At 58.0% G+C, this 14,116-nt stretch carries 10 protein-coding genes and 1 pseudogene; 10 read left to right on the top strand and 1 reads right to left on the bottom strand.

Annotation, left to right across the window (positions count from 1 at the left end):
• Positions 1-908: 908 nt before the first annotated feature.
• The 9 genes from P9272_RS34990 (at position 909) to P9272_RS34950 (ending at position 10,490) form a co-directional block, all read left to right on the top strand.
• Positions 909-1,499, top strand: a complete 591-nt coding sequence (locus P9272_RS34990) for a NodA family N-acyltransferase (RefSeq protein WP_063169401.1) — start codon at positions 909-911, stop codon at positions 1,497-1,499.
• On the top strand, positions 1,496-2,155 hold the full coding sequence (gene nodB, locus P9272_RS34985; protein WP_063169400.1) for a chitooligosaccharide deacetylase NodB: 660 nt from the start codon (positions 1,496-1,498) through the stop codon (positions 2,153-2,155). Before P9272_RS34990 ends, nodB begins: the two co-directional genes overlap by 4 nt.
• A gap of 15 nt (positions 2,156-2,170) precedes the next feature.
• Positions 2,171-3,496 (top strand): chitooligosaccharide synthase NodC, encoded by a 1,326-nt coding sequence (gene nodC, locus P9272_RS34980; RefSeq protein WP_063169399.1) that lies wholly within the window; start codon positions 2,171-2,173, stop codon positions 3,494-3,496.
• A gap of 261 nt (positions 3,497-3,757) precedes the next feature.
• A complete protein-coding gene (nodI, locus tag P9272_RS34975) occupies positions 3,758-4,672 on the top strand; it encodes a nodulation factor ABC transporter ATP-binding protein NodI (protein WP_024505873.1) in 915 nt (304 codons plus the stop codon).
• 3 nt (positions 4,673-4,675) lie between these two features.
• Positions 4,676-5,464: an ABC transporter permease gene (locus P9272_RS34970; RefSeq protein ID WP_063169398.1), complete on the top strand. Its 789-nt coding sequence runs from the start codon at positions 4,676-4,678 to the stop codon at positions 5,462-5,464.
• 283 nt (positions 5,465-5,747) lie between these two features.
• The gene (locus P9272_RS34965; protein WP_063169397.1) at positions 5,748-6,509 is read left to right on the top strand and encodes a sulfotransferase domain-containing protein; all 762 of its coding nucleotides are present in this window, start codon (positions 5,748-5,750) and stop codon (positions 6,507-6,509) included.
• A 392-nt stretch (positions 6,510-6,901) separates the two neighbouring features.
• Positions 6,902-8,185 (top strand): dicarboxylate/amino acid:cation symporter, encoded by a 1,284-nt coding sequence (locus P9272_RS34960; protein WP_210326678.1) that lies wholly within the window; start codon positions 6,902-6,904, stop codon positions 8,183-8,185.
• Between the two features lie 275 nt (positions 8,186-8,460).
• On the top strand, positions 8,461-9,522 hold the full coding sequence (locus P9272_RS34955; protein WP_051695606.1) for a LacI family DNA-binding transcriptional regulator: 1,062 nt from the start codon (positions 8,461-8,463) through the stop codon (positions 9,520-9,522).
• Between the two features lie 164 nt (positions 9,523-9,686).
• A complete protein-coding gene (locus P9272_RS34950; RefSeq protein ID WP_063169395.1) occupies positions 9,687-10,490 on the top strand; it encodes a TIM barrel protein in 804 nt (267 codons plus the stop codon).
• 48 nt (positions 10,491-10,538) lie between these two features.
• Here the strand turns inward: P9272_RS34950 and P9272_RS34945 are convergent, their stop codons facing one another.
• A complete protein-coding gene (locus P9272_RS34945) occupies positions 10,539-11,456 on the bottom strand; it encodes a LysR family transcriptional regulator (protein ID WP_063170390.1) in 918 nt (305 codons plus the stop codon).
• A 701-nt stretch (positions 11,457-12,157) separates the two neighbouring features.
• On the opposite strand from P9272_RS34945, the pseudogene P9272_RS34940 reads away from it, so the two are divergent.
• Positions 12,158-13,381 (top strand): annotated as a pseudogene (locus P9272_RS34940) (IS110 family transposase).
• The last annotated feature ends 735 nt before the right edge of the window (positions 13,382-14,116 follow it).

The following is a 14,116-nucleotide window of genomic DNA, read 5'->3' as shown; positions in this document are numbered from 1 at the left end:
CAACGCCTTCGCCATGGGCGGTACGAACGCAGTTCTGGCATTCAGGCAGGTGTAGAAGCCATGCAAGACGCCTCATTTGAGGTCACCTGTCGTATCTAGCTGCTTGCCGGACCACTATGTAAAGCGAGCGCTATTGGCTGCCTCTGCGATGCGGGAATTGGCAGCGGACGTCTCTCGATCAAACAGGCATCTTGCTTGTAGAATTCTTTTAATCGTGAAGCGGCGCGAGTGCGCTATCCGTTGAGGTGAGCAAGGCCGGCGCCCTGGGTGAGCGCTGGTGTCGGGTGGTGGAAAGTACAGGGGGAGCTGTGTGGCCCCTCTTTCTCGGCCTCGACGATGTGCGAAGGAGCCTGCGCGGCGAACGGGCCAACGCCCCAGGCTCAGAACCTGGGCGAACCTAACTCCCGCCAAAGGACAGCCCAGAGCTGGATACACGAAAGAGATACTGAACCCGCGAATCAGATTCTGATCAATCGTCGTGTCTGAGCTCCACTCGGCTCTTACGGAGATAATCGCGCGGCCCGGCAACGGCCGCGCGTGCCGCGGGCGTGAGCTTTGCGCTTCGTCAGAAGTGCCTCGAGCGTGACGACGATAATTGACCAGCCATATGGAACGCATTCGCCCAGTTATCCAAAGCGTGGATACCTTTCATCTAAACAAAGGATTTTACCGTTTTTGCTGCAGGTCCCATAGAAGCGCTTCAAGTTGGAAAGATAGGTAGTTCCGATGGTTGCGTTGGATCTGAGGAGCATCATCTGGTGTGCGGGGCGTACAAAGTCAGTCGCATCTGCATTGCGGCTTGGTCTTTCGGCGGTCCCCACAAGTTACGCCCCGTTGGCGCGACGCCAATTATTTAATCAATGCTTGGACATTTATCTCAACCAGACAGCTACAAGGTGAGGTCTTCCATGCGTCCGAATGTCGAGTGGAAGTTGTGCTGGGAAAATGAGCTGCAACTGGCCGACCATGTCGAACTCTCCGACTTTTTTCGAAAGACCTATGGACGGACTGGCGCCTTCAACGCGGAGCCATTCGAAGGCGGCCGCAGTTGGGCCGGCGCGAGGCCGGAATTCCGCGCAATCGGCTACGACGCGCATGGGGTAGCGGCTCACATCGGCATGCTGCGGCGCTTCATCAAAGTTGGCGAGGTCGACTTGATCGTCGCTGAATTGGGCCTGTACGCGGTTCGTCCGGATCTTGAAGGGCTCGGAATCGGTTTTTCGATGCGCGTGGCGTACCCAGTGCTCCATCAGTTGGGTGTTCCATTCGCTTTCGGCACGGTTCGGCACGCGCTGCGAAACCATGTCGAAAGATTCTGCAGAGCCGGCCTCGCGAACATTGTGTCGGGCGTTCGCGTACGGTCGACCCGTCCAGATGTGCATCCCGACCTGCCGCCCACGCGCCTGGAAGACGTACTCGTGTTGGTTTCGCCGATCGGACGCTCGATGGACGAGTGGCCGTCTGGTACCCTGATCGACCGGAACGGTCCGGAACTATGAAGCCTCTGGACTACATATGCGAAGGGCAGAGTGACAATGCCGATCGCATTGCAGAGCGCAGCGTCTATCTGACGTTTGACGACGGTCCCAATTCATTTTTCACACCGCAGATACTCAATGTGCTGGCGCAACATCAGGTGCCGGCGACCTTCTTCGTTGTTGGGGCCTACGCGGCCGACGAGCCGGAACTCGTTCGCCGAATTATTACAGACGGCCACGGTATAGCCAACCACACGATGACTCATCCGGACCTAGCTAAATGCGGGTCCGTCGAAGTCGACTGCCAGATAGTTGAGGCAAACAGAGTCATAGGGATGGCTTGCCCGCAGGCCATGGTTCGGTACTTTCGTGCACCCTATGGCATCTGGACCGAAGAAGTAATCGCTGCATTAGCGGGTGAGGCATTGGCGCCCGTCCATTGGTCCATTGATCCACGCGACTGGTCTCGCCCCGGCGTTGACGCCATCGTCGACAGAGTGCTCGCCGATATCCGGCCGGGCGCAATCGTGCTGTTGCACGACGGGTGCGCTCCCGACGAATTGCAACCAGGCAATCAAGCCAGTCTGCGCGACCAGACGGTGACAGCGTTGTCACGCCTAATTCCAGAATTGCACGGCCGCGGATTTGTAATCCGATCACTTCCTCAACATCCCTGAACAAACAGAGATCCTATGGACCTTCTCACCACAGCCAGTACTGTTGCCGTTTCGTCTTATGCGGTGCTCTCGACTGTTTACAGAGGCATGCAAGCGGTCTACTCCCAACCGGAAAATGTTACGCCGCCGTCGGAAAGCTTGTTCGGATCCGACCGTTGGCCGAGCGTGGATGTCATTATCCCCTGCTACAATGAGGACCCGCGCACACTCGCGGCGTGTTTAGCTTCCATTGCAAATCAAGATTACTCCGGAACATTTCAGGTCTATCTGGTTGACGACGGTTCTGGAAATCGTAATGCCGTCATCCCGGTACATCACGCCTACGAGGGCGACCCGAGATTCAATTTCATTCTGCTCCGCGAAAATGTTGGCAAACGCAAGGCGCAGATCGCCGCCATCCGCCGCTCATCTGGAGATTTCGTGCTCAGCGTCGACTCTGACACGACACTTGCGTCCGACGTCATCACGAAGCTTGCAGTAAAAATGCGGGATTCCATGGTCGGAGCGGCCATGGGCCAGCTGACGGCATACAACCGCAGCGACACTTGGTTGACCCGATTGATCGATATGGAATACTGGCTGGCTTGCAATGAGGAGCGCGCGGCGCAAGGTCGCTTTGGTGCGGTCATGTGCTGCTGCGGCCCATGTGCAATGTACCGCCGGTCTTGTCTCCTTTCTCTGCTGGATCAATACGAGACGCAGCTGTTCAGGGGGAAACCAAGCGACTTCGGTGAAGACCGTCATCTTACGATCCTCATGCTGAAAGCAGGCTTTCGAACCGAGTACGTTCCAGGTGCCGTCGCGGCGACAGTCGTTCCGGACAAGATGGGACCTTATTTGCGCCAACAACTCCGCTGGGCACGAAGCACTTTCCGGGACACGATGCTTGCGCGAGGTCTACTGCGTGGCCTGGATCGCTATCTAACTTTGGATGTGATGGGAGAGAATCTCGGCCCATTGTTGCTCGGCATCGCGGTAGTAACGGCGCTCGGTGAGTTACTATTTTCACATACAGTAAATTGGTGGACGGTGCTGGCTATTGTCACGATGACCATAATCAGATCTACGGTGTTATCTTTCCGCACTCGGCAGCTTCGATTCATCGGCTATTCAATGCACGCGTTAATCAGGATATTCCTGTTGATCCCCTTGAAGGCTTACGCCCTGTGTACATTGAGCAATAGCGATTGGCTGTCGCGTAAAAGTGTTCCCCTGCCCAACAGCAGCACAAAGGAAATCACAAGCGCGATGCCGCTTGGCGGAGCAAATGCTGCGGGCAATTCTGGAATTGCGGAGTCACTTCATACTGCAGATCTTTCGCTCACAGCTAGTGAAGTCTGACGGCCTTGCAGCGCCGAGTGACCGAGTAAGTTGTGTCAGTCGACACGGGGTGAAGCTTGTCGAGTTACCTATGGTCAGAACGGGGACTATGTGGAAGCGACACGTGGCATCTTGACGTTATTCTTTGGCGGAAGCGATACACACGTCGCTCCGGCCGCGACTTTCCAAAGGTGTCATCTCAAGGCGGTGGCCTGCTCTGAACCAGAATTCGCAAGTAAGCTGCCGGTGGCCAATCGGACTCATTCCGCTTGAGATAGACGCATGTCCAATGTAGCAATCGACCTTACCGGCGTAACCAAATTATTCGGAAACAAGCTCGTTGTGGACGGGCTGTCCTTCACCGTTGCATCGGGAGAGTGCTTCGGTCTGCTGGGGCCTAACGGCGCAGGCAAGAGCACGATTGCGCGTATGCTCCTCGGTATGACCCGGCCTGACGCGGGTGATATAACAGTCCTCGGTCTACCAGTGCCGGCACGCAGCCGCTTGGCCCGCAAGGGCATAGGCGTGGTCCCGCAGTTCGACAATCTCGACCTGGAATTTACGGTACGTGAGAACCTGTTGGTGTTCGGGCGCTACTTCGGCATGAGTACAAGAGAGATCAACGCCGTCATCCCACGGCTGCTCGAGTTCGCTCGCCTTGAGAGCAAGGCGGATTCACGTGTCGGCCTGCTATCCGGCGGGATGAAGCGGCGCCTGACGCTGGCACGTGCTCTGATCAACGACCCCCAGTTGCTTGTGATGGATGAGCCCACGACCGGCCTCGACCCGCATGCCCGCCATCTGATCTGGGAGCGACTTCGTTTCCTGCTGGCGAGCGGAAAAACGATCATTTTGACCACCCATTTCATGGAAGAGGCTGAGCGGCTTTGTGATCGGCTGTGTGTTCTCGAGCGGGGACGCAAGATCGCCGAGGGCAGTCCTCATGCGCTGATCGACGAGTACATTGGGTGCAACGTGATCGAGATCTTCGGCGGTAATCCACAGGAGCTGATTTCGCTGATCAGACCGTACGTTCAGCGTGTCGAGGTAAGCGGCGAGACGCTCTTTTGCTATGCGCCTGAGCCGGAGGATGTGCGCATCCAGCTTCGCGGTCGAGCGGGTCTGCGTATTCTAGAGCGTCCACCCAGTCTGGAGGACGTTTTCTTGCGGTTAACCGGACGTGAGATGGAGAAGTGAGCAATGGGTGAACGTTTTGCGGCCGCTCTACCCGCCAACGCCTGGAACTGGATGGCGGTGTGGCGCCGCAATCATCTGGCATGGAAGAAGGTGGCATTTGCTTCAATGCTCGGCACCCTTGCTGATCCGATGATTTACCTTTTCGGGCTCGGCACTGGCCTTGGACTGTTGGTAGGCCGCATCGAAGGTGCATCCTACATCGCCTTTCTGGCAGCCGGCATGGTTGCGACGAGCGCGATGACAGCATCAACCTTCGAAACAATTTACGCGGTTTTCGGTCGAATGCGCGATCAGGGCACTTGGGAAGCAATCCTGCACACACAACTTACCCTCGGCGACATCGTTCTCGGTGAATTGACCTGGGCAGCCACAAAGGCTTTTCTGGCCGGTACGACAATTGCGATTGTTGCGGCCGCGCTAGGTTATGCCGCGTGGACGTCGGTTCTCTACGTGCTACCGGTCGTCGCTCTCACCGGATTCGCCTTTGCGAGCCTGGCCATGCTCGTCATCGCGCTCGCGCCCAGTTATCACTATTTTATTTTCTATCAGACGCTTGTCATCACACCCATGCTGTTCCTTTCGGGCGCGGTTTTTCCAGTCGGCCAATTGCCAGGAGTGTTTCAGCAGATTGCGGCCTTCTCGCCCCTGGCGAATTCTATCGAGCTAATCCGTCCGGTGATGCTCGGCCGCCTGGGCGACAATGTAGGGCTGCATATAGGCGCACTTTGCATGTTCGCTGTATTGCCTTTTTTTCTGTCGGCTGGACTGTTTCATCGACGACTAATGCGTTGACGCTTGCTTACACCCATTAACCAGAAGGAGGTCCGCAATGCCGGATGCAAACTGCCCACAGCGGCCCGGAGGCATGCGTATGCTAGGAATCGCGAGTGGTACAACGCCGAAGCCGGGCGCCACCCAGCCGCTGCAGGCACCCGCCCAGCTTCGCGACCACACCTCGAAGAACAGGCTGGATGGTGAGGCGCGGACCCACCCGGAGCGTTCAATCGATAGCAGCCAAGCTTCTTGTGCGCGTCCACAGACCGTCGCGGCCATTATTTAGTTGGATACACATGCAATGACCCACAACGAAGCAACTCTTGAGCCTTTTGTGATCCTTGCTATGCCAAGGACCGGAACACACTATTTAGAAGAATTGCTAAACGAGCATCCGACCGTTTTGAGTAACGGTGAGTTGCTAAACGAATATGATCCCAATTGGCCCAGCACTGATCGCCTGCTAGGCACGGATCGCGAGCTTCTTGAGCTTGCCTATGTGCGCTGCCCTATGCGCGACTACAAGAATGTGACGCATCTTGGATGCAAGATCAATGAACCTCAGTTTCGCGAGCGTCCCGCATTCTTTGCGGAACTGGCTCGTTGGCCAGCACTCAAGGTCATCCTTGTTGTTCGCCGAAACGTATTGGAATCGCTCCGATCCTTTGTGCAGGCCAGGGAAAGCGGTCACTGGCTGAAGTTCAGCTGGGACAACGATACCGCTCGGCCACCGAGCGTCAGGTTGTCAATCGCCGACTGTGAGGCTTATTTCAAAGCCGCCGACGATTTTCACGCTCGCGTTATGGACTCCTTCACGTCGACCAACCTGCTTGTAATGGAATACGAGAGCCTACTTCACGAACCTGCCCAATGCCTGGGAGCGGTTTGGGATTTCCTGGGCGTTCCAGCGCTTGAGCCATCAGATAACGCCATCCTGCAGCGCCAGGAAACGCGACCGCTGGATCAAACGGTGGAGAACTTTGACGAGTTGCGGATTCACTTCGCACGGGGACCTTATTCAAGATTTTTTGACCTCGGAGATTCAATGCGCTCCTACGCTTAATCGCTTGTACCGCGTGCTCTGATGGGCGTGTAGGATATCCTGCAGTTTGCGCGCATTCCGTCGCAAAACTGACAAACCAAAGTCACCAAGACGACAGAGATATCGGCCGGCAGTCGATCTGCGGCAGACATCAAAGACACGGCCGCAAGGCGACCTGGTCAATTCCCTCTCTGGCGAAGCACTTCTTCAGACGCGATCTTTGGCGAGCCTTGAGTGCAAATTCCGGCAAAGGTGGAGGGTTCCAGTGCGCAACCCGCACCAATCTCGCTGGACGGGACAGGCCTCCAGTTGGCACGGCGCTTGCTCCGAGATGACAGCAGCGCTCGACCGGAGCGCAGCATGGGAGAAGGAGGAGCCCCCACCCCGATCCGGTCAGGGAGAGAGAAACGGTGTTGGTTCCAAGAGTCCCCCGCGCGATCGCAGCGCCCCGCAAGCCCCATTTTGCCCGGACCTACGTGCAGGTGCTTGCCGCCATAGTCCTGGGAGCCGCAATTGGCTACCTCTATCCGGAAACCGGCCAGAGCCTGAAGCCGCTCGGCGATGCCTTCATCAAAGTCGTCAAGATGATTATCGCACCTGTCATCTTCCTGACAATTGCGACCGGCATTGCCGGCATGAGCGATCTGCAGAAGGTCGGCCGAGTTGCCGCCAAGGCGATGGTTTATTTCCTCACCTTCTCGACACTTGCACTCGTTGTCGGACTGATTGTCGCGAATATCGTTCAACCTGGCGCCGGCCTCAACATCGATCCGGCCTCGCTCGATGTCCAAGCCGTTAAGGGCTATGTGGCCACGGCTCACGAGCAGTCCGTGACCAGCTTCCTGATGAACATCATCCCGTCAACGATTGCCAGTGCCTTCGCGGAAGGCGACATCCTGCAAGTCCTGTTCTTCTCGGTCCTGTTCGGCATTGCTTTGGCGATGACCGGAGAGACGAGCAGGCCGGTCGTTACCTTTCTCCAGGCGCTTACCGCCCCCATTTTTAAGCTCGTCGGCATTCTGATGAAGGCTGCACCCATCGGCGCCTTCGGCGCAATGGCCTTTACGATCGGCAAATACGGAATCGGTTCGGTGGCCAACCTCGCGATACTGGTCGCGACGTTCTATCTTACCGCCTTCCTCTTCGTGTTCGGGGTTCTCGGCGCGGTCTGCCGCTACAACGGCTTCTCGATCTTTTCTCTCGTCCGCTACATCAAGGACGAGCTGCTGCTTGTCCTGGCAACGTCCTCCTCGGAGGCCGCGCTGCCCTCGCTAATGGAGAAGATGGAGAAGGCCGGCGCCGCCCGTTCGGTCGTAAGTCTCGTCATCCCTACTGGATACTCATTCAATCTGGACGGTACCAATATCTACATGACGATCGCCGCCCTCTTCATCGCCCAGGCGACGAACACAGATTTGTCAATTGCCGATCAGATCCTCCTGCTGCTAATTGCGATGCTTTCCTCGAAGGGTGCGGCAGGCGTCACCGGCGCCGGCTTCATCACATTGGCCGCTACTCTCTCTGTCGTGCCGAGTGTTCCCGTTGCCGGAATGGCTCTAATTCTTGGCGTGGACCGCTTCATGTCGGAATGCCGCGCGCTGACGAATTTAGTCGGTAATGCGGTGGCATCGCTCGTTGTCGCTCGCTGGGAAGGCGAATTGGACCAGTCACGGATGGAAACCGCTTTCCGCGGTTAGGGTTACATCAAACTGGCTCCCCGCAAGCAAGATCGCAACAGCGCGACGTGTAAGTAGCGGCCTTGACACAACAGTCGAATTGCCAGCCTCCAAAGAGCGCTGGAAATAGAGTACTAACGCAGTGAGTAATACAACACCATGAAGCCCCTAAGCAAACGAACGGTTCACGGAGACTCATCTGGGTGCGCATGGAGCGCTGTTCGTCGAATGCGCTATCCGCGGGGTGGGGGAACTATTTCAGCTTGCCGCCCCAAGCCGTCGCGGGAGCGCACCGGATGATGGAGGACCGGCCGATCAGAATCGCTAGGGGAAAGCGCGTCACAATAGCCGATCTCGCCCGCGAAGCCGGAGTCAGCGTAGCAACAGTCGATCGGGTTCTGAACGTCCGCCTTCCGGTGCGAGAGGAGACCGCCCAGCGGGTCCATGCGGCCGCGCACGCGATCGGCTATCATGCTGCCGGTCTCATCAAACAGCGCTTGCAGCAGCACCTGCCGCACTACAAGCTGGGCTTCATCTTGAGAAAACCTACCCACGATTTCTACCAAGATTTCGCTCGCAAGATCGAAGAGTCGGTCAGTATGGCTAAATCCTTCCACGGCCTTCCGATCATCGAGTTCGCGCAGTCACATTTGCCGCGTGACCTGCTCCCGCTTCTTAAGGACCTTGGGAGCCGCTGCCAGGCGATCGCCATGGTGGCGGCCGATCACCCGAAAATCACAGCATCAGTCGAGGAGCTCAAGGCGAAAGGTATCCCGGTATTTTCGCTGCTATCCGACTTCGCCGATGGCGTGCGCGAGGGCTACATCGGCCTCAACAACAGCAAGGTCGGACGGACTGCCGCTTGGGTGTTTTCCAAGGCCGCAAAACGGCCCGGCAAGGTGGCGGTGTTTGTCGGAAGCCATCGCTTCCAGGCGCATGCGACGCGGGAAACGGCCTTTCGTGCGTATTTTCGTGAGAACGCGCCAAAATTCGAGGTGCTTGATGCGCTCGTGAACCTTGATGAACGGCAGCTCACTTACGAAAAATTGCTGGATCTTATGCAGCGGGAACCAGAGCTCGTCGGCTTCTATATGGCCGGCGGGGGGATAGAGGGGGCAATTTCCGCGCTCCGAGAAGAGGGGAGCGGTCAGGATCTCGTCGCGATCGTGAGTGAAATGACGCCGCAGTCACGTGGGGCGCTTGCGGATGACATCTTGACGATGGCGGTCGGCACGCCAATGCGCCGACTTTGCCAGGAGCTGATAATGGCAATGGAGCGGGCCATCAAAGCCGGCGTCGCGGAGAGCCCGGGGCAGACATTTCTGCCGTTCGACATTTATCTTCCGGAAAATATTTGACCTTGATGGATTTCTATCATGAGCGCCCATTTTCCTTTCACCGATGAAAGGAAAGCTCGATTGACTCGGCCGTCTCTGTCCGATCTGTGAACCGGCGTGGTTCCGTCTTGAAAGAAGCCGGATGCCGAAATGGCAGCCGCGCTTCATGGAAGGAAAGTCAAGCAATGCGCCAGGTATCGCCCCGCTTTGCACTCGATCACATGGCGGCGCCCCGCCTTGACGTCAGTGCGCTTTTCGCGCTTGCCCGTGACCAAGGCCTGACCGACGTCCAAATCCGTTACCCTCATTTCAGCAATCCTGTCGCACGCGGCATTCCGGCTGCGGACGTTCGGTTGGCCGCTACCGAAGCGGGCGTCACGATCATCTCTGTCAACGCCTTGCAGCGGTTCAACGACTGGACTCCAACGCGTCAGGCCGAGGCAAGCAACCTCGCCGATTATGCGACGGCGTGCGGGGCGGAGACGCTCGTGTTGGTGCCGGCCAACCGCAGCTCGTGGCCCACCAATAGCGAGCGCCAGGACAATCTTCGTTTCGCTCTAAACGAGATCAAGCCAATCCTCCAGTCGCGGGGTCTGATCGGTCTCATCGAGCCGCTGGGTTTCCGAACCTGCTCGCTTCGATCAAAGAAGGAAGCGGCCGAGGCCGTTGCCGCGGTTGATGGCCAGTCCGTCTTTCGCCTCGTGCACGACACGTTCCACCACACCCTGGCCGGGGAGACATGCCTGTTCTGCGAGCTTACCGGCCTGGTGCACATTTCAAGCGTAAACGACCCGACCTTCTGGATTTACCCCGATCGCTTTCTTGCAGGTTCCGACAATGGCAGCCAGATTCAGGCGCTGCTGGATGGCGGCTACGCGGGACCTTTCTCATTCGAGCTGGTCGAGGAAGTCCATTCTCTGGACGATCTCGCAGGCGCACTTGCCGCCAGCATCGACTTTATCCGGCGAGGGCTATTGTCGTCAAAGTAGATGGTGACAGGAGTAGTGACTATAGGTGCGCCTGAATTTTCCGTGGGTTCACAGCGGGGCAGCCATCCGAGATGCCTCCTGTATCATTATCTCCCGCATCCAGATGCTTGCCGGATCGCTATTGTGGAGGGCCGGCCATTGGAGGGTCTCGGTGAATGTGGGAAATGGCAGCGGAAGTTCGATAACCCGCAGGGGGAACGTTTTTTCGAAATGCCTGACCAGCCGTAAGGGCATGGTCGCTATACGAGCTGTGCCGGACACCATAGGTGGAATCATGCTGAAGCCCTGCACGGCGACCTCGACACGTCTCTTAAGGCCATGCTCAAGCAAAAACCATTCCTCGATAGACGGCTTCATCGTACGCCCGAACCTGACCGCGACGTGCCTCATCGACATGTATCTCTCGAATGTAAGCTGCTGTGGCAGCTGCTTGTTTGTGGGACAGCCTACGCACACGAGCTTCTCGTCAAACAGCGCAACGCTTGAATGCACACTCGACGTGAACATATCCGGTAGAATTAGAAAATCGACGTCACCGCGCCGGAGAAGCTCATCGGGGCTATCGTCGACAGGCAGCAGTTCGAAGCTGACGGCGGGGGCTTCCCGTGAAATACGCTCCACAAGCTTTTCGAAAAACACGAGCGTGACGAAATCGGAAAGAATGATCCTGAAGAGGCGATCGGCTCGAGCTGGGTCAAACGGATCCGAAGAAATAATCGAGCACTGGATGTGCTGGAGAGCGTCGCGAACTGCGGGGGCAAATGCTGCCGCACGCGGGGTTAGAAATCTTTCGCGACCTCTTATCGTAAACAGTTCATCGCGGAAATAATCGCGCAGTCGGGCGACGGCCGCACTCATGGCGGGCTGACTCAGGTTAATCCTGCGTGCCGCCGCCGAGAGATTACGCTCCGTCAGGAGTGCGTCGAGCACAACGAGGAGATTTAGATCAAGTCCTTTGAAACGCATGTCATCAGCCATCCATGGGATGGATGCCTTTAACCGAAACAAACGACTTTAACAATTTAGCATTCTTGCAATCTTTTGTCGCAAAAAGTTTATGATGGATGACGTTAAGGTCCGACATATGAGCCGCGTGATCTGCCGAAGCGAGCAATCGTTCGTACTGTGCAGGTCAGAGATTGGCAGTTTGAAACGCCGGGCCGATGGCGCCGGTCTATCAACCAGCGTCTTCGGCGGCCCCGACCTAGCTAGGCGTGGAACCTAATAGGGTGCACCTTTCCAGTCCGAGGCGACTGATGGGCGGTTTGATCCTAAGCTGCCGTGAGGCCTGTGCCAATTGTATCGGCGAGCCAATGCAGCAGTCCGGCAGCGTTTTTGAGAGCTGTTGTAGGCTCGGCCTAAGCCCATTGGCGCAAGCCTATCTGAACGAAGCGCTTGGCCTTGCCGCTATCCGGTATGTGATCTGTGGTGCCTTCTCGTCCTGCTGTTCTTGTTTTGGAACGCCCTTATGGTGAGCCCATCCGGGACGTGGGGCACCGGGAGCACAAAGGTGCAGGCAGGCCGTCAATAGACCGTGGGCTGAGAGCCCGAGCTCGTTACATGGCCGCCCCTCGCGACTTTCCCGGATGCGCTGCGAGCGCGGATCAGTAGATGTCGTGTTGCCCGCCAGCTCCCGTCTTTGACCGAGCCAAGAAGGAGGAACGGGCATGCTTATCATCGGACTGGATATTCACCGCGCCTTCGCCGAAGCAGTGGCATGGGAGGAGGGCAGGCTCAGGCGACTCGGCCGCGTCGACATGCGGCGCGATCTGCTGGCGGCGTTCGCCGCGAAGCTGTCGCCGAACGATGTCGGGGTGATCGAGGCCACCGGCAACGCGACGTCCGCTGCAGCTGTGGTTGCGCCGCATGTGAAGAAGGTGGGGATCGCCAAGCCGAAACAGGTGTTTATCGTTGCCTATGCCAAGATCAAAACGACGATCGACGCCGACGTTCTTGCGCAGCTCTATGCCAGCGGCTTCTTGCCAGAAGTCTGGATTGCGGACGAGCCGACGCAGGCTCTGCGTCGACAGGTGACACGGCGCAATCAGATTGTCCGACAGAGATCTCGATTGAAGAGCGTCATCCAGTCGATCCTTCATAGCCACCTGATCCGTCCTGCCCGCATGCTGACCTGTGCGGCGCCAAGGGTCGGACCTGGTTAATCGAGCAGGTCGTACCGCAGGACGAGCGCCTCGCGATCGATGGGCATCTGCGCGAGTTCGACCGATTGGGCGAAGACCTCCAGGTCATCGAACGCGATCTTGTCCGCTCGGCTCTCGAGGATGAAGGCGTGAAGCGGCTGATGACCATTCCCGGCGTCGACATCACCGTCGCGCTGGCGATGAAGGGCGGCGATCGGCGACGTGTCGCGCTTCGACGATCCGCAGAAGCTCGTGACCTATCTCGGGTTGAACCCAAGCGTCCAGCAGTCCGGCCAGGTCCGGCCTACCATGGGCGGATCACCAAGCAGGGCCGTGGTCATGCGCGCGGCATGCTCGTCGAGGCGGCCTGGGCGGCCGCTCGTGCTCCCGGACCGTTGCGAGCCTTCTCCCTGCGGCGTGCGAGCCCGGCGCGGACAGCATGTCGCGGCCGTGGCAACCGCACGCAAACTCTCTGTCGTGATCTGTCATCTGTTGAGAAGGGCGAGAGTTACGCGTGGGCTCGACCCTCCCTGCATGCCAAGAAGCTTGCGCGATGTGGAACTCAAGGCCGGGAGCAAGGCTGTGCGCGGCCAAAAGGGAGCGCACGCCTACAACATAAAGAGCCACCGGGAAGAAGAGCGCCGCTGGGTGGAGCAGGCCGAGGGCGCCTATGCACGCCTCGTCGCCGGTTGGAACCCACGAGGTCCGAAGAGGGTAGGCACGGATGCCGCAAACGAGGCGCGACGATAGAAGCTGCGCGGCAGGGCTCTCATCTCGGACCCTGCTCTTCGCCACGCGGTCGTCCGTGCGCGACAGGAGAATAGCGCAGATTTATCAAAAAGGCTCTTGTCGATCACATCAGTGGTCTTGGGCGCTGTACGGCCGGGTGAAGACTTTGCAGGTGGCCCGGAAAGCGTTTGACCTGCAGCGAAGCAATTGTCGTCATTACGCGCTCGACCCGGGCGCCCAGCTTGGCATAAGGGCTACGTGGCCTCAGGAAGCGTCGTCGCCAATGCAGACCATGGACGAATTCCCAGCCGATGCCGAGATGCCGGTCGACCGTGCCTGTCGCCGTCCGGTGATGCGATGCCCCCGAGCGGATGAGTTCGCCCCGGATGCTCCCGGTCACGACGCACGGGTTCGGGTTCCAAGGCGCTCAGTTTTGTTCGCGCCCAATCGGTGTAGGACGCGGCAGAAATACGAGCGTGACGAAATCGGAAAGAATGATCCTGAAGCGGCGATTCGGTAGAGCCGGGTCAAACTATCCGACGAAATAAACGATCACTGGATGGGCGGGGGAGCGTCGCAAACTGGAGGGCAAGAGCTCCCGGACGCAGCGTTAAGTTTGAATACCTCCGCGGACATGGTCGCGAGCTTATCGCGCAAATAAATCGAGCAGCCGAGCGCCGGCCGCACTCATGACCGGCTGGGCTCGGTTAATCCTGCATGCCGCGCCCATGAGGTTACTTGTCCGGAGTGCGTCGA

The organism is Mesorhizobium sp. WSM4976, from assembly GCF_029625685.1.
Taxonomy (GTDB): domain Bacteria; phylum Pseudomonadota; class Alphaproteobacteria; order Rhizobiales; family Rhizobiaceae; genus Mesorhizobium.
This window is presented reverse-complemented; position numbering and strand designations above follow the sequence as displayed.

Coding starts and splice junctions, on each gene's coding strand:
- P9272_RS34950 (WP_063169395.1), top strand. CDS start 9,687: ATGCGCCAGGTATCGCCCCGCTTTGCACTCGATCACATGGCGGCGCCC.
- P9272_RS34965 (WP_063169397.1), top strand. CDS start 5,748: ATGACCCACAACGAAGCAACTCTTGAGCCTTTTGTGATCCTTGCTATG.
- P9272_RS34945 (WP_063170390.1), bottom strand. CDS start 11,456: ATGCGTTTCAAAGGACTTGATCTAAATCTCCTCGTTGTGCTCGACGCA.
- nodC (WP_063169399.1), top strand. CDS start 2,171: ATGGACCTTCTCACCACAGCCAGTACTGTTGCCGTTTCGTCTTATGCG.
- P9272_RS34955 (WP_051695606.1), top strand. CDS start 8,461: ATGATGGAGGACCGGCCGATCAGAATCGCTAGGGGAAAGCGCGTCACA.
- P9272_RS34990 (WP_063169401.1), top strand. CDS start 909: ATGCGTCCGAATGTCGAGTGGAAGTTGTGCTGGGAAAATGAGCTGCAA.
- nodB (WP_063169400.1), top strand. CDS start 1,496: ATGAAGCCTCTGGACTACATATGCGAAGGGCAGAGTGACAATGCCGAT.
- nodI (WP_024505873.1), top strand. CDS start 3,758: ATGTCCAATGTAGCAATCGACCTTACCGGCGTAACCAAATTATTCGGA.
- P9272_RS34970 (WP_063169398.1), top strand. CDS start 4,676: ATGGGTGAACGTTTTGCGGCCGCTCTACCCGCCAACGCCTGGAACTGG.